The following is a 23,939-nucleotide window of genomic DNA, read 5'->3' as shown; positions in this document are numbered from 1 at the left end:
GGATACCGTCAGCATGAACGACAAGGTCAAAGCACTTTCGCGCAATATCGAAGCGATTTACCCGCTGGCTCCCATGCAGCAGGGGCTGCTGTTTCATAGCCTGCTGCACCCTGGCAAGGGTATGTACCTGCTGCAATACCGTCATGTCATGGTCATGCCCAATCTCGATCTGGCCGCTTTTCGTCAGGCCTGGGCGCAGGTGGTGGAGCGCCATGAGTTGCTGCGCACCTCTTTTGTCTGGAAGCAGCAGAAGCGACCGATGCAGGTCGTGCACAAGCAGGTCGAATTGCCGATCACCTATGAGGACTGGTCGCATCTAAGCGAAGGCGAGCAGCAGGATCGCCTGGAGCAATTGCTCAGCGAAGAACGCGCCCAGGGACTGGATTTTACCAAGGCCCCCCTGATGCGGGTCAGGCTGTACAAGCTGGCACCCGACACCTACCAGTTTGTGCGCAGCTATCACCACATTCTGATGGATGCCTGGTGCTTCTCGATCATCATGATGGACTTCCTCAACGGCTACCGCGCCGCCCAGGAAGGTCGCCGCCTGAATTTGCCGGCGCCGCGTCCGTACCGTGATTTCATTCGCTGGCTGGAAACCCAGAAGCCGGAAGATCATCAGGCGTTCTGGCAACAGCGCCTGGCGGGTTTCGACACGCCCAATGAATTTGGCTTCGGTCATGTCGGGCGCATTCAGGGCGCCGCCGAGCCCGTTGAGGACTGTGTCGAACATCTGGAGCTTGAGCAAACCCAGGCGCTGCAAAGCGCGGCGGCCCAACACGGCATTACCCTGAACACCCTGGTGCAGGGGGCCTGGGCTTTGCTGTTGGCGCGTTACAGCGGTGATCGCGACCTGGTGTTCGGTATCACGGTCGCCGGTCGCCCGGTGCACCTGCAAGGCATGGAAAGCATCGTCGGTCTGTTCATCAACAGTTTGCCGCTGCGCTGGCGTTGGCGCCCGGATGACGCGCTGGGTCCATGGCTGAAGGCCTTGCAGACCGAGAACCTGAGCCTGCGCGAACACGAGAGTGTGTCCCTGGCCGAGATCCAGCGCTGGAGCGAAGTACAGCGTCAGGATTTGTTCCAGAGCCTGTTCGTCTTTGAGAACGCCCCCATTGCCGCCGACTTGCGCCAGGGGCAACTGGACTACCTGATCAGCGACATGGCCAACCGCACCCATACGAACTATCCCATCACGGTGGTGATCGTCCCGGGTGAGCGCCTGCATTTGCAACTGACCTACCAGACCGACTGGTTCCTGCGCGAAGAAGTCGAGCAGATGCTGCGCCACTTCCGCACCTTGTTGCTGAACATCGGTGATGCCCTGCACACGAACGCCGAGACTCCTTTGCACCACTTGGCGATGCTCGATGAGCGTGAGATTGCCCACCAGCATCAAGTTTGGGCCGGGGGGGGGCTGGCGGCCAATGAACAACTGCTGCAGCCGCTGTACATCGAGCGGTTTGAGCAACAGGTTCGCCAGACGCCCGAGCGCATTGCCATGGTTCACGGCGAGCAAAGCCTGACCTTCGACCAGTTGAACCGCGCCGCCAACCGTCTGGCCCGGCACTTGCGGGCGCAGGGGGTCAAGTCCGACGATTTGGTCGCGGTGTTCGATGAGCGAGGCCTGGACCTGGTGGTGATGATTGTCGCCACCCTCAAGGCCGGTGCCGGTTGGCTGCCGCTCGACCCACGCAACCCGCCTCAGCGGCTGGCGCAGGTCCTGCGCCAGAGTCGAACGCCACTGCTGATTCACAGTGCAGGGCAGGGCGAGCTGGCGATGGAGGCTTTGGACTACCTTGAGCAGCGTCCCCAATCGGTGCTCTACGATCCGGCGGTGTTGAGCAGCTACAGCGATGACGCGTTGAACATCCCGGTTCACGACCGCTCGTTGGCCTATTGCATCTTCACTTCCGGTTCCACCGGCACGCCCAAAGGAGCCATGGTGGCGCATGCGGGCATGCTCAATAACATTCTCGGCAAACTGCCGGGGCTGGGGCTCGATGCGACCGACGTGATTGCCCAGACCGCGCCGCAGTGCTTCGACATTTCCGTCTGGCAAACCCTCGCCGGCCTGGTGCTGGGGGCGCGCACGGTGATCCTCGGCGATTGCGTCGTGCAGGATCCTGAGGCGCTGGCTTCAGCCATTGAACGGCACGGCATCAGTATCCTTGAGGCCGTGCCGTCGTTGATGCAGAGCCTGCTCGACGCGGGGCTCGAGCGTTCGTCCCTGCGCTGGGTGCTGGCCACCGGCGAGGCGTTGCCGCCGGCGTTGGCGCGTCGCTGGTTCGAGCGTTATCCCGCCATCCCGTTGATGAACGCCTATGGGCCGGCCGAATGCTCCGATGACGTGGCTTTTCATCCGTTGCTCGAGCGTTTGCCTGAGCAGCGCACCAATGTGCCGATCGGTCGCGCCACATTGAACAATCGCTTGTACCTGCTCAATGCCGACCTGCAGCCGATACCGGCCGGCGCGGTCGGGGAAATCTTCGTGGCCGGGGTGGGCGTCGGGCGCGGCTACATGGCCGACCCGGCGCGCACGGCGGCGGTGTTCCTGCCAGACCCGATTGCCAACGACGGTTCCCGTCTCTATCGTACTGGCGACCTGGCGCGCTTCCTGCCCAATGGTGATCTTGAATACGTCGGCCGTACCGACCACCAAGTCAAGATCCGCGGGCACCGTATTGAACTGGACGAAATCGAAGCCTGCCTGACCCGTTACCCCGGCGTACGGGAAGCCGTGGTGGTGGCTCGTGATGACCAGCAACGATCCAAGGTCCTGGTGGCTTATGTGGTGGCGGATGCACAGGCAAGCATCGAGGCCCTGCGCGAGCATGTTCTGGGTAACCTGCCGCCGTACATGACCCCGGGCGCTTTTGTGTTTCTGGAGCGCTTTCCACTCAATGGCAATGGCAAGATCGACCGCAAGTCCTTGCCCGCGCCGGATTTCGCTGCGCAAAGTCAGGCCCGCTACGTTGCGCCCAGCAGCGAGTTGCAGGGGCAGATGGTCGAGGCTTGGCAAAGCGTGCTGGGGCTCGGTCAGGTCGGGGTCGAGGACAATTTCTTCGAGCTAGGCGGTCACTCGCTGCTGGCCACTCAACTGATTGGCCTGATCGGCAAACTCAGTGGCAGGGATTTGCCTCTGCGCGTGGTGTTCGAGCGCCCGACCATCGCCGCCATGGCCGATTGGCTGGAAAGCCGGGCCAGCACGGTCAAGTTGTCGCCAACGCTGTTGTCGCGCCCTGAAAAGCTGCCACTTTCGTTTGCCCAGCAGCGCCTGTGGTTTCTGCAGCAACTGGATCCGCAAAGTCCCGCCTACAACCTGGCCGGTGCCGTGCGCTTGACCGGCGAGTTGCATGTCGCCGACCTGCAGGCTGCCCTGCAGGCCGTGGTCGATCAGCACGAAGTGCTGCGCACCGGGTTTATCGGCGAAGCTCACGGGCCGAGCCAGGTGATCCTGGCCCGCACCGAGCTTGAGATGCCTTTGATCGAGGTGCAGAGCGAAGAGGCGCTGCACGACTTGCTGCGTCAGGATGCAATGACGCCTTTCTCTCTGGAAACGGCTCCGTTACTGCGTGCAAGACTCTATCGCCTGGCGCCGGATGCATTTGTCCTGTCGTTGAACTGCCATCACATCGTTGCCGATGGCTGGTCCCTGCAATTGATCATCGACGGTGTGTGCAAGCAGTACCGCAACTTGCGGCAAGGCCTGGTGACGGAGCAGTCAGCCTCGTCGATGCAATACGCCGACTATGCACTCTGGCAACGCCAATGGATGACCAGCAAGGCCTGTGAGCAGGAACTGGCCTATTGGCGCGAGCAGTTGGCCGGCGAGTTGCCGGTGCTGGAGCTGGCGGCCGATTTTCCTCGTCCTGCCCAGGCCACCCAGGCTGGCGGTCGTGTTGAACGGCGCGTGCCCGAGGCCCTGGCGGCACGCTTGCGCGCGTTCAGTGCTCGTCATGGCTGGAGCAACTTCATCCCGATGCTGACCGCGTTTCAGCTGCTGTTGCGCAGCCGCAGCGGCGCGGACGACATTCTGGTCGGGGTTCCCGTTGCCAATCGGCACCATGGGGTCCTGCAGCCCCTGGTCGGTTGCTTCGTCAACACGCTGGTGTATCGCAAAAAACTGTCGGGCGAGCGCAGTCTGCTGCAACTGATGACCGAGTTGCAGGCGTTGTCGGTGTCGGCTCAGTCCCATCAGGACTTGCCCTTCGATTACCTGATCGAACAGCTTGGTGTGGTCCGGCAGGTAAGTTACAACCCCCTGTTCCAGGCCATGTTCAACTACTTTCCGGGCAACGCCCTGGAGCGTTTTGAGCTGACCGATGTGATCGCCGAGCCGTTGGACAATCGTCCGGACAGCGTAATGTGTGACCTGCACCTGGACGTGCGGGACAGCGAGCATGGCATCAGCCTGAGCCTTCAATACAGCAGCGATCTGTTCCGCGAACAGACCGTGCAAGCGATGGCCGAACAATATCTGGCATTGCTTGATGCGTTGCTAGAGCAGCCAGGGCGGGCCTTGGGTGAGCTGGCATGGCAACCCGCCGAACGGGGTCTTGCCCGAATCGAGGGGCACCGCGTGGCCGGTCATCAGGACATCCTCCAGGCCTTTGCTCATCAGGTTGCCCGCCAACCCGACGCGGTCGCCGTACTGGCCGGCAATGAGCGCCTGAGCTATGGCGAACTGGATCAGGCCGCCGAACGACTGGCGACGGCTTTGCAGGCCCATGGCGTTGGCATCGAAGATCGAGTGGCCTTGAGCCTGCCTCGTGATGCCCGCCTGCCCATGGCGATGCTGGCGATCCTCAAGGCCGGCGCTGCCTACGTGCCGTTGGCCGAGGACACGCCACCGGAGCGTGGCCGTTACATTCTTGAGGCGGCGCAACCCAAACTGTGTCTGGGCACTGCCGCGAGCCTGGCGGTGTTGGCGCAGTGGAACAGTGGCGTGCCGTTGCTTGACATCGATGCCATGAGCGCAACCGACAGCTACAAGGCGCCGGCATCGACTGCGCAGCAGCTCGCTTACGTGTTGTACACCTCCGGCTCCACCGGCCAGCCCAAAGGCGTGGCCATCAGCCGTGGCAACCTGATGAACCTGATGCTGGCCGTGGACCAGGTCTTGCCAATGACGGCCCGGGATCGGGTGCTGGCATTGACCACCGCGACCTTTGATATTGCCATTGTCGAATTGCTGCTGCCTCTGGCGCATGGCGCCAGCATCCTGTTGGCTGATCGCGAGCAGGCGCGTGATCCCCAAGCGATCGATCAGCTATTGATGACAGGACAACCAACGGTCATGCAGGCCACTCCGGCGACCTGGCGGATGCTGGTGGCGCACACCTCGCGCAGTTGGCAAGGCGTGCGTGCCGTTTCCGGTGGGGAGGCCTTGCCGTGTGCATTGGCCGAAGCCATCGAGGGCAGGGGCGCCAGGGTCATTAACGGTTACGGGCCGACAGAAGCGACGGTCTACAGCACTTTTGAAGTACGCAGCGGTGGTGAGGCGGGTGTGGAAGTGCCTATCGGGCAACCGGTGGCCAATACCGCGGCGTATGTCCTAGATGCTGATCTGCAGCCAGTGGCCGCAGGTGTACCGGGTGAACTGTATCTGGCCGGGGCCAACCTCGGTCGTGGTTATTTCGCGGCGCCGCGACTGACCGCGGCGGCTTTCCTGCCCGATCCTTTCGTGCCTGGCGCCCGTATGTACCGCACCGGTGACCGGGTTCGTCGCAACAGCCAGGGCGGCCTGGATTACCTGGGGCGTCTGGATTTCCAGGTCAAACTGCGCGGCTTCCGAATCGAGTTGGGTGAAATCGAAGCGCTGCTGGCGCGTATTCCCGGGGTTCGCGAAGCGGCTGTCGTGCTGCTGGGTGGCGGCGAAACAGCGAGTCTGGTGGCTTACTACGCAGGCGACCCGCTGGATGAAGCGCTCTTGCGTGAGACGCTCGGCGCGCAATTACCGGACTACATGTTGCCGAGCCAGTTCGTTCGCCTGGACACCCTGCCTTTGAGCCCCAGCGGCAAGGTTGACCGCAAGGCATTGCCGGCGCCGGTACAGCGTAACCGCCACAGTGGCGCGCTTTCGGGCGAATGGGAGCAGACGTTGGCCAAGCTCTGGGAGGAGCTGTTGGGCTGCACCGATGTGGGTGCCGACGATAACTTCTTCGCCTTGGGCGGCCATTCTCTGCTGGCAGCGCGTCTGGTGGCGCGAATGGCCGAACAGCATGGCCGGCGCCTGCCTTTGCGCACGGTGTTCGAGCAGCCGGTCCTGCGGGATCTGGCGGCGCAGTTGGCGGCGACGGGCATTGAGGCCGAGGGCGTCTTGCGTCATTTTGCAGAACCCTTGGCGCCGCTGCATTTCACCCAGCAGCGGCTGTGGTTCCTCGATCGTTTGCAGGGCGATACCCAGGCCTACCATTTGTCCCTGGCCTTGCGTCTGGAGGGGGCGCTGCAACCGTCGTTGCTGGAGCAGGCACTGACGCAACTGATCAGTCGCCAGCACAGTTTGCGCACGGTATTCAGCGAAACGTCCGAGGGCGCACGTCAGCAGGTCGAGGCGCTCACGGCGGTGCCGTTGAGCTTCGAGCCTCTGGAGATTGACGCGCATTCGCCAGTTTTTGCGCAGAAACTGAGTCAAGAGGCACAGCGTCCCTTCGACCTTTCGGCGCCCCCGCTGTGGCGAGTGCGTGTGTACCAGGGCCAAAGCCTGAGTGTGCTGCAGGTCACCTTGCACCACATCATCGCCGATGCCCGTTCGCTGGAAATCTTCTTCAATGAACTGCAACTGATCTACCAGGCGTTGCTGGAAGGACGCGGCGCTTGCTTGCCGCCACTACCGCTGCAGTTTTCTGACATCGCCGCCAGTTGGCAGAGTCCTGCGGGGCAAGCGTGTATCGAATCGCAGCTTGAGTACTGGCGTCGGAGCCTGGCAGGGGAGCCGCCGGTGCTGAACCTGCCGACCGACATGCCACGCCCCGCGGAGCAAGGTTACAACGGCCAGCGCCTGCGCTTCAGCCTGCCGGCAACCCTGGTCAAGGCGCTGCGCGAGACCGCGCAACGCCATGGGTTGACCGCGTTCGCGCCGTTGCTGGCAGCCTGGAAAGTTCTCCTGGCCCGACACTCGGGCCAGCGTGAAATCTGGATTGGCCTGCCGGTCGCCCATCGCCATCAGGCCCACACCGACAACCTGATTGGCTACTTCGCGACCACCCAGGTGCTGCGCAGTCACATTGATGCCCAGCAACCGGTCGAACAGTTCTGGCAGCAACTGCAAGCCACTCACCTGGCTGCACAGCAGCATGGGGACGTCCCTTTCGAGCGACTGGTGGAGGCGTTGCAAGTGCGCCGCGACCTTAGCCACACACCGCTGTTCCAGGCGTTGTTCAACCTGATCCAGCGCGATGTCGCCGCAAAGGATGAGCACCGTTTCGCCGGCTTGCCGGCGCAGCGACTGGATGTGGAAAGTGACAGCGCCTTGGTGGATATCGGCTTGCACATCGAGCAGCACGGTGACGATTGGCAATGTGTGCTGGAGTACAACACCGACCTGTTCCTGGCCCGGACGGCGCAACGTTATGCCGACGAGTATCTGCATCTGCTCGACGGCATGCTGAAAAACTCACAGGCGCGCCTATGGGACATCGACCTGGCCAACGCCGATCATGCCCTGGCCCAGCGGCCATGGAACCAGGCAGCCGAGGCCTTGCACGGCGAAGCGGACCTGATTGCCCGATTCGAGCGTCAAGTGACATTGACACCCCAGGCATTGGCGGTCGATTGCCAGGATCAGCAATTGAGTTATGCCCAGCTCAATGCCCTCAGCAATCGCCTGGCCCATTGGCTGCGTGCGCAGGGTGTCGGTACCGATGAGCTGATTGCCGTTTGCTTGAGTCGTGGCCCCTGGTTGCTGCCAACCCTGCTGGCTATTCACAAAGCTGGCGCGGCGTACTTGCCGCTGGATCCGCAACACCCGGCAGATCGCCTGCGCTTCATCATCGAGCACGCGCGGCCGGCCCTGGTGCTCAGCGAAAGTCAGTGTGGCGATGCCTTGAGCGGTGTCGACAACGTCTGGCTCGATCAGTTGTCGCTGGAGGCATGCAGCGCCGACAACCTGATGCTGGCGGTCAACCCACAGCAACGCGCTTATGTGATCTACACCTCGGGCTCGACCGGTACACCAAAAGGCGTGCAGGTCACACGCGAGAACCTGAGCAACCTGTTGGCCGGTCTCGATCGGCAGTTGCCACTCAGCGCTGCGGATGTCTGGCTGGCCAGTACCACTTACGCGTTCGATATGTGCAAGCCGGAACTGTTTTTGCCGCTGGTCAATGGCGCGGCCCTATTGCTGGCCCGTCGCGAGCAGGTCGTCGATGGCCATCAACTGTTTGCCTTGCTGCGCCGCGCCACGGTGTTCCAGGCGACACCCGCCGGCTGGCAGATCCTGCTGGAAACCGGGCAGGCCGACTGGCCGCCAGTGCGCGGGCTGATTGGTGGTGAGGCGGTTCCGGGCGAACTGGTGACCGAGCTGCGTAGCCGGGGCGTGGTACTGATCAACGCCTACGGCCCGACCGAAACCACCGTTTGGTCGACCACGCAGGCGTTGCAGGAGGTGCCGTCCGGCGTGGCTGATATTGGCTCGCCGCTGCTCAATACCCGCTGCTATGTGCTCGATGAGATGCTGCGTCCGGTGCCGCTGGGCACTACCGGGGAGCTGTATATCGCGGGCGCCGGGGTTACCCGTGGCTATCAGCATGCCGCCGCCGCAACGGCCGCGGTCTATCTGCCTGACCCCTATGCCGGCGAACCTGGCAGCCGCATGTATCGGACCGGCGACCTGGTACGCCGGCGAGGTGACGGTCGGTTGGCTTATGTCGGTCGCAGCGACTTCCAGGTCAAGGTGCGCGGGTTCCGCATCGAGCCGGGTGAGATCGAATCGTTGATACGTCGTTACCCAGGCGTGGAGGAGGCCGTGGTGATGATCGATCCACGCAGTCAAAGCCTGTTCGCTTGGCTGCAGGCGCCGAGCCCCATTGATCAAGTGGCCCTGCGGCGGTATCTCGAAGGCCTGTTGCCGGGCTACATGGTCCCGGCCGGTTTTATCGAGCTGCAGCGTTTTGCCCTCAATGCCAACGGCAAGATCGACCGCAAGGCCTTGCCGGCACCGCAGCCCATCGCTGTACAGGGCGTGGCGCCGCGTAACGAACTGGAGCAGCAACTGGCCGACATCTGGCAGAGCCTGCTTGAGGTGCCGCAAGTCGGGGTGTTCAACAGTTTCTTCGAGCTGGGCGGGCATTCGTTGTTGGCGATGCGCCTGATGACCCAGGTTGAGAGCCGTTTCGGCATCAGGATCGAACTGCGCAGCCTGTTCCATAACCCGACGATTGCCGGTCTTGCCGAGCAGATCGAGAAACCCCAAGGGCCTTCGACCGACGAAGCCCTGGACGAAATGCAGCGCCTGTTATCAGAGATGGAAGAGTAAGGATGAGTGCGATGACGCAACAAGCTTTCCTGGAGATTGCGCAGCGGCTGGCTTCCTTGCCCGCGGACAAGAAAAAAGTCTTTCGCCAGCGCCTGGCCGAGAAGGGCATCGATAGCTGGCGTCTGCCAATCGTTCCCGCCGTGCTTGGCGAAGGTGAGCGTATGCCGTTGGCGCAGGCGCAGCGGCGCTTTCTGTCGGCGGAAGCCCTGAGTGGTCGTGCCCTTTACAATCTGTGCTCGGTACTGCGTTTCGACGGCCGCCTCGATGGCGAACGTTTGCAACAGGCCATGCAGCAGTTGACTGATCGTCATCAGATCCTGCGCACCCGTTACACCACCGATTCCCAAGGCCAGATGCAGCCCCATTGTGAGTCGCAACAAGTGCCGCTGCCATCCGTCGAACCGTTGACCCTGGCGGCTTCTGAATACGAGCAGTGGTGCGCCGATGAATATGCTCGCCAGCTCGCCGAGCCCTTCGATCTCGCTCAGTCGGTGCCTTGGCGCTGGCAAGCCTTCAGCGACGCGCAAGAGCAATCGACCTGGTTGTTTTTCACCATTCACCATGTGGCCTACGATGCCTGGTCGGCTCAGCAACTGACCCTGGAACTGGCCGAGGCTTACCGGGCGCTGGCAATGAATGAGCCGGCCCGTCAACCCGAATTGAGTATCCAGTACGCCGATTACGCGGCTTGGGAGCGCGAGTGGCTGGACAGCGAAAGCTGCCGGCAGCATATCGACTTCTGGCGCGGCCAACTGGCAGATGCGCCGGCGCCCTTGGCATTGCCCCTGGATCGGCCACGCCCTGCGCCCGCGCAACGCCGCCATAGCGGCGCGGTGCTTGCCCGGGAGCTTTCGCCGCAGCTGACGACGGCGGTAGAAGCCGCCATTCGTAGTCATGGGGTGACGCTGTACATCTACGGCCTGACGGCCTTCAGTTGCTTGCTGTCGCGCTACAGCGGCGAGAACGACCTGTGCCTGGGCACCTCGGCGGCACAACGTGATCGCCCAGAGTTGATGCCCTTGATAGGCCCGTTGCTCAATACCCTGGTGATCCGTCAGCGCCTGCATGGCAACCCGGACTTCGCCACCGCGCTGCTGCGCACCCGTGACACCGTCGCGGCCGCCTTCGATCATCAGTTGCTGCCTTTCGAAAATGTCCTCGAAAGCCTTGACCGTCCACGTTCGAACCCGCTGTTCCAGGTAATGTTCGTCCAGGTCGATTTACCCGAAAGCCGCACCCTGACATTGCCCGGTGTCGCGGTTGAAGTGCTCGACCCGCCGCAGCGTCATGCACGTTTCGACCTCACGCTGCGCCTGGTACGTAGCGCTGACGCGCGCCTGCGCTGCGAGTTGGAATACAGCGACGAATTGTTCGACGCGGCCACGGTTGAGCAGATGCTGGATGACTTGCTGGCGATTTTCCAAGAGGCATCAAGCCATCCCCAGCGACGTCTGGCCGAACTGCAGCTGGTTTCGCCACCGAGTGAGCTGAGTGGCCCCGCGTTGGGCGCCATACCCTTGCCGCTGGATCAGCAAGTACTTCACTGGGCAACGCACACGCCGAACGCGGCAGCGTTGTGCAGCGCTGGGCAAACCGTCGACTATGCCACGCTCGGTGCCGCAACCGGCGCGCTGGCTGCGCGACTGGCCGGGCAGGGCATAGGTCCGGGCCAGGTGGTTGCACTGTGCATGCCCCGTTGCGCGGAACAACTGCTGGCGATGCTGGCCTGCTGGCAACGCGGTGCGGTGTGTCTGTTTCTTGACCCGGCACAGCCGCCACAGCGACTTGCGCAGTTGCTGCAGGACAGTGGCGCCAGGCTGTGGGTGACACTGGCCGAGGCCCCTGAAACGGACGTCGACATGGCGCGCCTGGTACTCAGTACCGCCGATTTGTCCGCGGTGGCCACCGAGGGATTGGGCGAGAGCCTCAGCCAGCCGCACCTGCCTGCTTACCTCATTTATACCTCGGGCTCGACCGGTCAGCCCAAAGGTGTCCTGGTCACTCATGGCAACCTGGCGCATTACGCGAGCGCGATCGGTCAACGCTTGCAAGCGAAGCCGGGCAGCCGCTGGGCGACGCTGGCGACCGTGGCCGCGGACCTGGGGCTGACCTGCGTGTTCGCCGGGCTGAATGCCGGCGATCCGCTGATTCTGCCGCCAGCCTCGTTGACCTTCGATCCGCCAGGCTGGGCTGACTTTCTCGACGAGCAGCCCGTGGATTGCCTGAAAATCGCGCCGTCGCATTTACGCGGGCTGTTGGCGCTGGACGATGCCCGACGCGTCTTGCCCAGGGATGTGTTGATCCTGGGCGGTGAGGGTTTCGATCAGGCCTTGTTTGCACGGGTGCGTGAATTGGCACCGCAACTGCGCATCTTCAACCATTACGGTCCTTCGGAGACCACGGTCGGCGTGATCTGCGGGGAAATCCAGGCCCTCGACGCCCCTGACTCGGGTCTGTATCTGCCCTTGGGGCAGCCGTTATCGGATTGCCATTTGCGCATCGTAGACGGCAATGATGTATCGGTGCCGCTGGGTGTCACCGGCGAGCTGCTGATCGCAGGCCCTCAGGTCGCCCAGGGCTACCTCGGTCAACCTGAGTTGACCGCCCAGGTATTTGGTTCCACTGCCCAGGGGCAACGCTTTTATCGCAGCGGCGACCGGGTTCGCCTGGATCGCAATGGGCAACTGGTGTTCCTGGGGCGTCAGGACGATCAGGTCAAGATCCGCGGTTTTCGCGTTGAACCGGGCGAGGTCAGCGCCTGGCTCACTGCTCAGCCCCAGGTTCGCGAAGGGGCGGTGCTGGCCTGCGAGGTGAAAGGGCGCACGCAACTGGTGGCGTATCTCAGCCCCGCCCTGGCAACCGAAGCGTTGGCGGCTCTGCAAGCCGAGGCCAAGCGTCAGTTGCCGGAACACATGGTGCCCAGTCATTGGTGGGTGCTGGATACGTTGCCTCTGACGGCCAATGGCAAGCTGGATCGGCGGGCATTGCCTGAGCCGGCCGAGACCGAGTCGGTCGATGCATCCGCCCGGCCACCGATCGGCGTCACGGAACAGCGCCTGGCGCAGCTGTGGTGTCAGATTCTCGATTGTGCGCACGTCGGACGCGACGATGATTTTTTCGCCCTCGGTGGCGATTCTATTCTCAGTCTGCAATTGATCGGCCTGGCCTCGCGCGAAGGACTCAAGTTGCAACCCCGCGATGTCCTGCAACATTCCACCTTGGCGACCATGGCCCTTTGCATCGATGGCCGGTTGAACCCCGTGTTGCTGACCGTCCTCACGGCTTTTCGCGAGTTGCTTGAGCAGCCTGGCCTGGGACCGGACGCCGACTTCTTTGCCGAAGGGGGGGATTCGATCCTCAGCCTGCAATTGATCGCGCGTCTGCGTCAGGCTGAACTGCGCCTGATGCCCCGGCAATTGCTGGAGAACCCCAGCGCCCGGCAACTGGCTGGGGTTCTGACCTCCTCAGCGTCGCCGGCGGTTGCACTGCAGCCGGCAACCGAAGCCTTGGCGCCGCCACGTGCACTGTCCCATGCCCAGCAACGGGTGTGGTTCATGCAACAACTCGATCCGGCTGCAACGGCTTACAACGTTACGCAATTGTTGGCCTTGCGCGGCGATCTGGACGTGCCACGATTGCAGCGCGCTTGCCAGGTCCTTGTCTCGCGCCATGATGCATTGCGCTGCAGGTTTTTCGAAGAGCAAGGGCAAGTCTGGCAGCGCCTGGATGAGACGGCTGCTGCAATCTTCAATGTGCATGACCTGCAGGACCTGGATGAATCACAACAGGCAGAGGCCATTGCCGGGGCCGCCAAGCGGGTTTTTGATCTTGCGCAGGGGCCGTTGCTGGCAATCGATGTATTTTGTGTGGCGCCGGGTGACTATCGCTTGCTGTTCAATGTCCACCACATTGCCGTGGACGGTTGGTCCATGGGCTTGTTGGTCGAGGACTTTGCGCAGATCTACCAGGACCGGGCCACGCCTGCGACTACCGGATTGTTGCCATTGATCGAAGCACAACGGCGAGGCCTGGAAGGGGAGCAGGGCAGCAGGTTGCTGGCCTACTGGCAACAACGCTTGCAAGGTCTGAGCAACGAACCGCTGGAGCTTCCCGACCACTGCACGCGACCGGCGCTGCAGGCATACGCCGGCGCCCGCAGTGAGCTGGCCTTGCCCGTTTCGTTGAGCGCGGCGGTCGAGGCCCGGGCCAGGGCACTGGGTGTCACGCCCTTCGTGCTGTATTTCGCCGCCTACCAGCTCCTGCTCTGGCGTCATGGTGGACGCAATGATTTCGCCATTGGCTTGCCAGTGGCAGGGCGCGAATCGGCCGAGAGCCAGGCATTGGTCGGTTTGTTCGTCAACACACTGGCGCACCGGGTGCAGATTGATCCCCGGCAAAGCCTGCAAGCCTTTATCCAGACCCTGAACGGGCAGTTGGCCGATGATTTGTCCCATCAGGCGCTGCCGTTCGAGCAACTGCTGGACATGCTGGATGTCGAGCGCAGCCTGGATCGCACGCCGGTGTTCCAGGCGATGTTCAACTACCAGGCCGACCATCGGGATTCGCGCCGCCTCAACTTGCCGGGCATCAGCGTGGAAACGCTGGCGTTGCCGGACGGCGTGGTGAGTGCCAAGTTCGACCTGACGTTCAATCTGTTCACCCAAGGCCGCGGGACTGATGTGCGTACCGGCTTGATTGTCGAATACGCGACTGCTCTGTTGCGCCCCGGTACCACCCAACGACTGATGGAGGATTACCAGGGATTGCTCGCCAGCCTGGTCAGCCTCGATCTTCAGCAGCGCTTGCTGGAAATTCCCCTGGGTTCAGTCGCAACTTTGGCCGTGGCGGGCAAGTCCATGCATCTGCACAGCGAGGCCGATTTTGTCACGCGCTTTGAAGTGCAGGCCGCCGTTCATCCTGAGCGTATCGCGGTGTGCTGCGCTGATCGCCGCTTGAGCTACGCGGCGCTGGATGCCCAGGCCAATCGCCTGGCCCATTGGCTGCTGGCGCAGGGTATAGGGCAGGAGTCGACGATTGCCTTCTGCCTGCCTCGGGACGAAAGACTGCTGGTGTGCCTGTTGGGGATCCAGAAGGCAGGTGCTTGCTACCTGCCGCTCGACCCAGCTCATCCACCGGCACGCCAGGCGCAGATTCTCACCCGCGCTCGACCGCAATTGCTGCTCTGCGACAAGCTGTTCGCGGACCTGCCCGAACACCTGCGCAGTTGCCTGTGGGCGGACCTGCCATTGGCTCGGTTCCCTGCACAAGCCCCGGCATTGGCGACGACGCTTGAACAGTTGGCCTACACGCTCTACACCTCCGGATCGACCGGGCAACCCAAGGGCGTGCAGATCAGTCGAGGGAATTTCGCCAACTTCCTGCTGGCCATGGAAGAGGCGCTGCCACTGGAAAACGTGCAGCGTTATCTTGCCTTGACCACGGTGACCTTCGATATTTGCGGCCTGGAGCTGTGTCTGCCGCTGGTGCGCGGCGGCACCGTGGTCTTGGCCGATGATGAAGAGCGACAGGACCCCCTGTTGCTTGCGCGATTGATTCAGGACCAGGCCGTGGATCTCATCCAGGCTACACCGGCCACTTGGGCGATGTTGCTGCAAGGCGATCGCCAGGTGCTGGCCGGGCGTGTGGCCCTGGCCGGTGGTGAGGCGCTGGCGGCGGAAATGGCGACCGAGATCAGGCAATGCGTGGCTCACCTCGTCAACGTCTACGGCCCGACAGAAACCACGGTGTGGTCCACCCAGGCGCCGATCGGTGCCTTGCAGTTGCCCGTCGCACCCATTGGCCGGCCATTGCTCAATACCCGCTGCCACGTCCTTGATGAGCACTTGTGCGAAGTACCTCCCGGTTGTGTGGGCGAGCTTTACATTGCCGGTGATGGTCTGGCCCGCGGTTATGCCGGGCAGCCAGGGTTGACCGCCGAACGTTTCATTGCCGATCCGTTCAGCCGTGACGGTGGGCGTTTGTACCGCACCGGCGACCTGGCGCGCTGGCAGCCGGATGGGCAGCTGTATTACCTCGGTCGCACCGATGACCAGATCAAATTGCGTGGTTATCGTATCGAACTGGGGGAGATCGAGGCCGTGCTGCTCAGCCACCCCGAACTGCTGCAGGCGGTCGTGGCCGTGCAAGGCGAGCATCTGGCCGCCTTCTGGGTCGCCAATCCCGACAACTCTCCCGACGCCGCCTCCATCCGCACTTACCTACAGGGGCGGTTGCCGGCCTATATGTTGCCGACGCATTTGCAGGCGCTGGAGCAACTGCCCCTCAATACCAATGGCAAGGTGGATCGTAAACAGCTGCCACGCTTGCAGTTGGAAAACCGCGGCGAGGGGGACGTCCAGCGCCCGCTGACGGCCAGCGAGGCGTTGCTGGCCGAAGTCTGGGCAGCGGTGTTGAACCTGCAACAGATTCCTGCCGACGGTCATTTCTTCCAACTGGGCGGGCATTCTCTGATGGCGGCCCAGGTGCGTGCGCGCTTGCGGGAACAGGGCTTTGAAGTGCCTTTGCGCTGGCTGTTCGAAACGCCGGTACTGACGGACCTTGCGCAGCGCATCGAGGGCCTTGCGCAGCACCTGGATCTGGCTTCGTTGCAGATCCCTCAGGTCGACCGGCTGCTTGATCAACCCTTGTCCTCGGCGCAGCAACGCGTCTGGTTGATGCAGCAGTTGGATCTGGCCGACAGCAGCTTCAACATGAGCAGCAATGTGCGCTTGCGCGGACAACTGGACCGTCATGCTCTGGAGCGTTCAGTGCACAGGCTGGTAGACCGCCATGCCATCTTGCGTACCACCTATCACCAGCGTAGCGGCGAGTTGTACCAGCGGATTCACGGACAGATGTCGGTAGCGTTGCAAGTGATCGCCTCGAACGCCGCGCAGTGGCCGGTCGATGCCCGCGACATTGCGCTGCGACCGTTCGACCTCGCCAGCGAGGCACCGCTGCGGGCCGTCCTGTACCGCCTCGGTGAGCAGGAACATGTGCTGCAGTTGGTCATGCACCACATCGCCTCCGATGGCTGGTCCGGCGCTGTGCTGGTGGATGAACTGATCCAGGGTTATGAAGCGTACAGCACGGGCGCGCTGCCGCCCCAGAGCGAACTGGCGATCCAGTACGTCGACTATGCCGTATGGCAAGGTTCGGCGGCGGTACAGCTGCGTCAGCGTGAAGGCCTGGCGTTCTGGCGACAGACCCTGGCCGGCATTCCCGCGCAGGTGCCACTGCCGTTCGATTTTCCCCGTCCGGAGCGCGACAGCGGCACCGGGGCGGCCCTGGACTTCCAGTTGTCAGCGGCCACGGTTGGCCGGCTGAAGGCTTTCGCACAGCAAAGCGCAACGTCGCCGTTCATGGTGCTGCTGACGTGCTATGCCGCCGTGCTGCAGCGCGAAACGCAAGGCCGTGATCTGGTGATCGGAACGGACGTCGCCAACCGCGAGCATCCGGCCACTGAATCGCTGATCGGCTTTTTCGTCAATCTGCTGGCCTTGCGTATCCGCGTGCAACCGGAACTGAGTTTGCGTGAGCAAGCGCAGCAGGTCCGGGAGATTTGTCTGCAAGCATTCGCCTGGCAGGACACCCCGTTCGAGCGTGTCGTCGAGTGCCTGGAGCTGCCACGGGTGGCGAATGTCCACCCGTTGTTGCAGACGTTGTTTGTCCTCGACAACACGCCGCGCCAGCAACGCCAACTCGGCAATCTGCAGGTTGAACCACTGACGGGCGAGCAGCACCATTCCAAGTTCGACATGGCCCTGTTCGCCAGCGAAGACGGCGATGTGTTCAACCTGCGCTGGGTGTATCGCACCAGCCTGTTCCGCCCGGCCACGGTCGAACGCTTGCGTGATGCCTTCGAGTCCTTGCTGGACATGGCCCTCGGCGCACCGGACAACCCAATCGACACCCTGATTCCGACTCCAAAAGGAGCTGCTGCAATGTCCACGGACAATCCGCTGCAACGCAAAATGAGCAAATTGGGCAAGATGCGCCAGAGCGGATCGCCCGTTACCCGCGAGCCCTTTGAAGCCCGACCGTTGCGCGAAGGTTCGAAGTTCCCCCTGTTGATTCAACTGCGTGACCGCGAACTGGCACCGGCCATTTGGGCTGAGGCCAACCGTGAGAAGGTCGAAAGCTGGCTGCGCGAGCACGGTGGCATTCTCTTGCGTGGCTTTGATTTGCCGACGCCGGCGGCTTTCGAGGCTTTTTGCCAAGCCTTGTGCCCTCAGTTATATGGTCAGTACGGTGACCTGCCGAAGGAAGAGGGCGGCAAGAACATCTACAAGTCCACGCCCTATCCCAAGGATCGGATGATCCTGTTCCACAACGAGAGTGCTCATCAGCATCGCTGGCCGCGTCGCCAATGGTTCTACTGCCAGACGCCCGCCACTTCCGGTGGCGCGACCCCGATCGTCGACAGCCGCCAGGTTTACCGTGAACTGCCGGCCTGGCTGCAAGCGAACCTGCGTCGCAAGCAACTGATGTACGTGCGCAATTTCAGCACCAGCCTGGACGTCAGCTGGCAGCACTTTTTCCAGACCGAGGAGCGCGAGCAAGTCGAGCGGATCTGCCGTGAGAGCAATATCGATTTTGAGTGGCGCGGCGCCAACGATCTGCACACCCGTCAGGTTTGTCCTGCGGTGATCCTGCACCCGCTGACGGGAGAGGAGAGCTTCTTCAATCAGATCCAGCTCTATCACCCGGCCTTTCTCGATGCCGATGTGCGTGAGCAGTTCCTGCGCGACGGGACAACTGCGATGCCCAGACAAGTGTTCTACGGTGACGGTTCCGAGCTTGAGCCAAGTGCCATCGAGGCCATCAACGCTGCCTACGACCGTTGTGCCGTGCGCTTCGACTGGCAGCAGGGCGATGTGGTCATGCTCGATAACATGCTGGCTGCGCACGCCCGGGATCCGTTCGAAGGCGAGCGTAAAATTGTGGTGGCCATGGGTGAAATCTATGGTCGTGATCAGGTCATGGCTGCGCCGGCGCAGACCGAAGAGACACCCGCAGAGTTGAAACCATGATGGACCTTGGACTAACGCTTTCACCTCAACAAAAACAACTGGCCCAGGCCAATCCGCAGGCCTGGCGCTGGGTTCGGATGCAACTGTCGGGCGTGCCCGAGGCCACTGTCCAACAGCGACTGCGTGACGGCTTGCAGCAGCATCAAGCGTTGCGCTTGCGCTACCAGCGCCCGGTTGGCGCCACGGGACTGCGCCAGCGTGTGGTCGAGCCCCTCGACTTGCGCCTGAGCTGGCGTGAGGGACGTTCAGGTGACGGGCATGATGAGCAACAGTGGCTGCTTGAGGCCAAGGCGCATTGCCTTGCCGAACAACCCGATGTGTTGGCCTGGCTACTCGACGATTATCTGTTGTTGGCGGTCCCGGTTTATTCGCTGGATCAACGCAGCCTGATCCAGTTGCAGGAGCAATTGTTGGGACGTGCCGCGTCGTTTGACACTGAACCCATGCAGTACGGCGAATACGTCGAATGGATCAATGGCCTGCAGTTGGACGAGGATGCCGAGCAGGGCACGCAGTTCTGGCGCAACCTGGCCTTGCAGGACGTACCGGGCATGCGCCTGATCGAGCGCTATGGTATCGCCAGCGGCGACCATGCCGTTGTTCGGCTAAAGCTTGCGCAGACATTGCCAGCGGCGTTGACGGCGCTGGTCGCGCGCGAAGGCGTGGCTGCCGAAGCGCTGGCCCTGGCTGCCTGGGGCTCATTGCTGGGCCGGCTCAATGGCCAGCAGCACGGCCAGTTGGGTCTGCAGCACGATCCTCGCGATGACTATGAAGAACTCTCGGGAGCCTATGGGCTGTTCGAGCAGACGCTGCCGATGGTGGTGCGGGTGTCCGAACACAGCACCTGGATCAACCTGGCCCGGCCATTGGCACGGCAACTGGAAAACGCGGTGGCTTGGCAGGAATATGTCGGTCAGGCTCAGCTATTGCCCGAGTGGCGTGCCAGCTTTCAGACCGGGCTGCGTGTCGTGCATGCACCGCTGCTGGAGGGGCTGCAAGTCCTGTCCTTCGACACCCCGGTCGAACTGCAATTGCAACTGACGCTCGATGCCCAGGACAGTGGGGAACTGACACTGGCCTATGACCGTGGTCTGTACCGTGAAGAGCAGATGCAGGTCTTGCTCAAGCGCTTCGCCCATTGGCTCGAGCAATTGCTGCAGTCGCCCAACGGCCTCATCACTGGCGTCGATCCGCACTTACCCGAGGAGTTGCGCGCGTTACCGACGCGCCCCGTCCTGGCGCCGGATCTCGATATTGTCGCCACCGTGCGCGAGCACGCCCGGACACAACCGGATCGACCGGCGCTGCGCTATGCGGGGCAAATGTTCTCTTACGCCGAACTCGATGCCTTGAGCGATCGTGTTGCCGGCAGCCTGCGTCAGGCCGGTGTTGGCCATGAACACGTGGTCGGCCTGTATTTGCCCCGTGGGGCGCAGATGTTGATCGCGATGCTGGCCTGCTTCAAGGTCGGTGCTGCGTACCTACCACTGGATCCCCAACAACCACCGCTGCGGCTGGCCGACATTATCGAGGATGCCCGACCGACCTTGTTGCTGTACGTAGAGGGGCTGCTGCCCGATACCTCGGTCGACACCCTGTGCTGGTCACAGGCATGCACGGGGCCGGTGTTCGATTCGCCGGTGCAGGGTTCGGCGCAAGACCTGGCCTACGTGCTCTATACCTCAGGCACCAGCGGCAAGCCCAAAGGTGTGCAAATCGAGCAAGGCCAATTGCGCCATTACGTCACGCAAGTGACCCGCGCGCTCCAGTTACCCGAGGCCGGGCATTATGGCCTGGTGTCTTCACTGCTCGCGGATCTGGGAAATACGGTGTTGTTTCCGGCCTGGTTGCAGGGCGGTTGTGTGCATGTGCTGGAGCAGTCCACCGTGACCGATGCCCGGGCGTTCGCCGAAGAGCTTCAGCGCTACCCGTTGGACGTGCTCAAAATCGTTCCTTCACACCTTGAAGCGCTGATGGGCGAGCACGCTCCCAACGGCATTCTTCCACGCCAGGTCCTGGTACTGGGCGGAGAGCCGCTCAGTGAGCATTTGCTGAGCCGTTTGGCCCAAGCGAAACCGGCCTGTCGCCTCTACAACCATTACGGACCGACAGAGACTACGGTTGGCGTGCTATGGCGTGCGATCGATGTCAGCCAGGGCGTGGGTGATAGCGCCTTGAATCAGGTATTGGGTGATAACCGCATCCACCTGCTCGACGACCAGCAACGCGCAGTGCCGTCAGGCCAGGCCGGGGAATTGTGCATCAGTGGCGCCAGTGTCGGGCGCGGTTATGTGGGTGGTGTCGGTGGCGGTGCCTTTGGTGTCGATCCACTCAGTGGCCACCGCCTGTATCGCACCGGTGATCTTGCTTTGCGCCAAGCCGATGGTGCCGTACGCATTCTGGGGCGCAATGATCAACAGGTGAAAATCCGTGGGTTTCGCCTGGAGTTGGCGGAAGTCGAACAGGCTTTGTTGGCCCAGCCGGGCGTGTTGCAGGCTGCGGTCTTGCTGGACGGCGAAGGCGACCATGGGCGCTTGCTGGCTTTCGTGGTCAAGGACGACGCCCTGTCGCAAACGACCGAGCAACTGTACGCCGCCCTGGCTCGCCAGCTACCGGACTACATGCTGCCCAGCGGTATCCTTGCACTCAAGACGCTGCCACTGAACAGCAATGGCAAGCTTGATCGCAAAAACCTGCTCGAACGCGCCAGGCAGCGTTTGCAGAACACTCGCGTGGCGCCCGTGGGCGAGCTCGAAACGGCCATTCTGGCGATTTGGTGCGAGGTGTTGGGTGTCGACGAGCTGGGGGTGACCGACAATTTCTTCAACGTCGGTGGGCACTCGCTGGCGGCGATCAAAGTGGTGTCGCTGATTCGCGAGCGCCTGTCTCTCGAATTGCCGACCAATCTGCTGTTCGAGCGGCATACCGTCCGTGACCTGGTTCATGGCCTGGGTAACGATCACAGCGGCGGCCCATGGCACGTCTTGAATGACGCGCATGAACATGCGCCGGCCCTGTTGCTGGTGCATGGCGCGCAAGGGCATCTGCAGGCGTATCAGCCGTTGGTAGAGAATCTAAACGGTAAAGCCGCTGTCTTTGGTCTGGCCGCCCTGGAAAAGGGCTGGGATGAGGACGACATGGACGTGCTGTTGCAGCAATATGTGGCGAGCATCCCTGTCCAGCTGAAACAGCGCCCGCTGGTGCTGCTGGGCTGGAGCCTGGCGTCGCGGCTGGCATTGATGCTGGTGCCCCATCTGCAAGCCCACGGCTTTAGCGTCGAAGGGCTTGTGGTGCTCGATCACGATGCGCAGCGCAGCCTGGCCGGCGAGGGCGACGAAGCCGGCCAGTTGATTGCCGATTTTGCTTTCTACTGCCGCACTCACGCCCAGCCAATCGGTGAGTCGCTGCGCGAACGTGTGACGGGCCTGTTGGCAGGTCTGGACTATGCCGAGGGCGTTGCCCGCTTGCTCAACGATGCCCAGGTGCGTGCGCATCTGCAATGGGGAGCCGCCGATGCTGATTTGCTCACGCTATTGGCGCAATATCGCTCGATCAAGATGCGCTTGTATGAGCAAGCCTTGCCCACCGTTGATGTGCCGCTGTGGCTCTGGCGCGGCAATGCCCATGCCGACTTGCGTGCTCAGTGGCAAGCGCATACCCACCAAGCTGTTCGCCAGTGGACGCTGGACGTGGGGCATCACGAGATGCTCGCAGAGCCTCGATTGGTCGAAAGCCTGTTGCCTTTACTGTTGCAAACCTCTGCCAAGGTGGTGTCTGTCTCATGATGTTATTGAAAGAACTGCTGCACGACGCTCGATGGCGCATTCTGCTGGCGATTCTGAGCAGCGCCTTGAGCGCGGCAACCAGTATCGGCCTGATCGGGTATATCAACCGCAGCCTGGAGCATGGGCTCGATGATATCGGCCGGGGCTTGTTGCTGTTCGGTGGTCTGCTGATCCTATTGTTCATCAGCGGTGTCACGTCGCAATGGCTGCTGGTGCAGATCGGGCATCGCCTGGTTTACCAATTGCGCCTGCGGCTGGTGGGAAAGGTGTTGGGCACAGCACTCGAACGCATCGAGCGGCTGGGCAGCCCGCGTATCTACAACGCGCTGACCAAGGACGTGACCACCGTCGCCACGGCGTTCAAGCAACTGCCGATTTCCTTGTACAACGGCTTGCTGTTGTTGGCGGGGCTCGCCTACATGGCCTGGTTGAGCATGCCGTTCTTTTTCCTGACCCTGGGGGTGATTGCCCTTGGGGTCGGTCTTGACGTGCTGCTGGGGCGCAAGGTCAAGACCCTGATGCAGGCCGTGCGGCAGCAGGATGACCAGTTGACCGAGCAGTTCGAGGCCGCCATCCAGGGGCGTTGCGAGTTGGGCCTGAGCCGGGAACGCCGGCACCTGCTCTATGAGCGCAAGCTCGAACCGATCGCGCGGGCCTCGCTGGAGGCGTCGGTACGTGCCGACACCTTGTGGGCGGTGAACCTGAACTGGACGACACTGCTGGTGTTCGTACTGATCGGTACGCTGTTCTTTCTCGGCCAGGGGCTGGGGTTGCTCAGTCAACAGGTTGTGGTGGGTTACGTGCTGGCAATCATGTTTCTGCGCACGCCGATCTCGATGATTCTGGATGCCATCCCTGCGGTCATTCGCGGCCATGTTGCCTTGCAGGCCATCGATGCCCTGGCGTTGGGTGAGACGGTGCAGTTCAAGACCCCTGCACAAGCGGCGCAACCCTTCGGTGAGTTGCGCCTGTCAAACGTGCATTACCGCTATCCCGGGCAAAGTGACGAATTTGCGTTTGAGTTGGGGCCGATCGACCTGTCGATTCGTCGCGGCGAGTTGATTTTCATTGTCGGTGGCAATGGCAGTGGCAAGTCGACCCTGGCCAAGCTCCTGACGGGGCTCTACGTTCCCACCTCTGGGCAGGTTTCGCTGAACGGCGTGGTGCTCGATACCCACACCGGCGAGTGGCACCGGGAGCATTTCGCCGCCATTTTTGCCGACTTCTATCTGTTCGCCGATGTGCTGGGCGAAGCGGGCAATCATGAGGGGCTTGAGGCCCGGGTGGATCATTACCTGGACCGCCTTGGGTTGGCCCATAAAGTCGAGTTCGCTGCCGGGCGCCTGTCGACCACGGCCCTGTCCCAGGGCCAGCGCAAGCGCCTGGCACTGTTACTGCTGATGATGGAGGGCAGGGAGGTGTTCCTGCTGGACGAATGGGCGGCGGATCAGGACCCGGTGTTCCGCCACGTGTTCTACAACGAACTGCTGCCCGAGCTGAAGGCGGCCGGCAAGACGGTGATTGCAATCACCCATGACGACCGCTATTTCGATGTTGCCGACCGGGTCTATCGTCTCGACTACGGCCATCTCGTGGACTACGACCGAGCGACAGAGAACCCTTTTCAACTGGCGAAATAGGTTG

Annotated in this window: 4 protein-coding genes; all 4 read left to right on the top strand. The window is 62.3% G+C overall.

All coding sequences use genetic code 11. The annotated features are described in order from the left end of the window. Positions 1-13 precede the first annotated feature (13 nt). From TK06_RS08195 to TK06_RS08180, 4 genes are read left to right on the top strand one after another with little or no spacing between them, the layout of a single operon-like run. Positions 14-9,478 carry a non-ribosomal peptide synthetase gene (locus TK06_RS08195; RefSeq protein ID WP_063321653.1) on the top strand — a complete coding sequence of 3,155 codons (9,465 nt, stop codon included), beginning with the start codon at positions 14-16 and terminating at the stop codon, positions 9,476-9,478. Between the two features lie 11 nt (positions 9,479-9,489). Continuing rightward, on the top strand, positions 9,490-18,510 hold the full coding sequence (locus TK06_RS08190) for a non-ribosomal peptide synthetase (RefSeq protein WP_063325103.1): 9,021 nt from the start codon (positions 9,490-9,492) through the stop codon (positions 18,508-18,510). Further along, complete coding sequence (locus TK06_RS08185) at positions 18,510-22,295, top strand: non-ribosomal peptide synthetase (RefSeq protein ID WP_238992599.1); 3,786 nt, start codon at positions 18,510-18,512, stop codon at positions 22,293-22,295. The genes TK06_RS08190 and TK06_RS08185 overlap by 1 nt, the downstream gene beginning before the upstream one ends. Next, a complete protein-coding gene (locus tag TK06_RS08180) occupies positions 22,292-23,935 on the top strand; it encodes a cyclic peptide export ABC transporter (protein WP_063321651.1) in 1,644 nt (547 codons plus the stop codon). The genes TK06_RS08185 and TK06_RS08180 overlap by 4 nt, the downstream gene beginning before the upstream one ends. Positions 23,936-23,939: the final 4 nt, after the last annotated feature.

It is taken from the genome of Pseudomonas fluorescens (assembly GCF_001623525.1).
Classification (GTDB): domain Bacteria; phylum Pseudomonadota; class Gammaproteobacteria; order Pseudomonadales; family Pseudomonadaceae; genus Aquipseudomonas; species Aquipseudomonas fluorescens_Q.
This window is presented reverse-complemented; position numbering and strand designations above follow the sequence as displayed.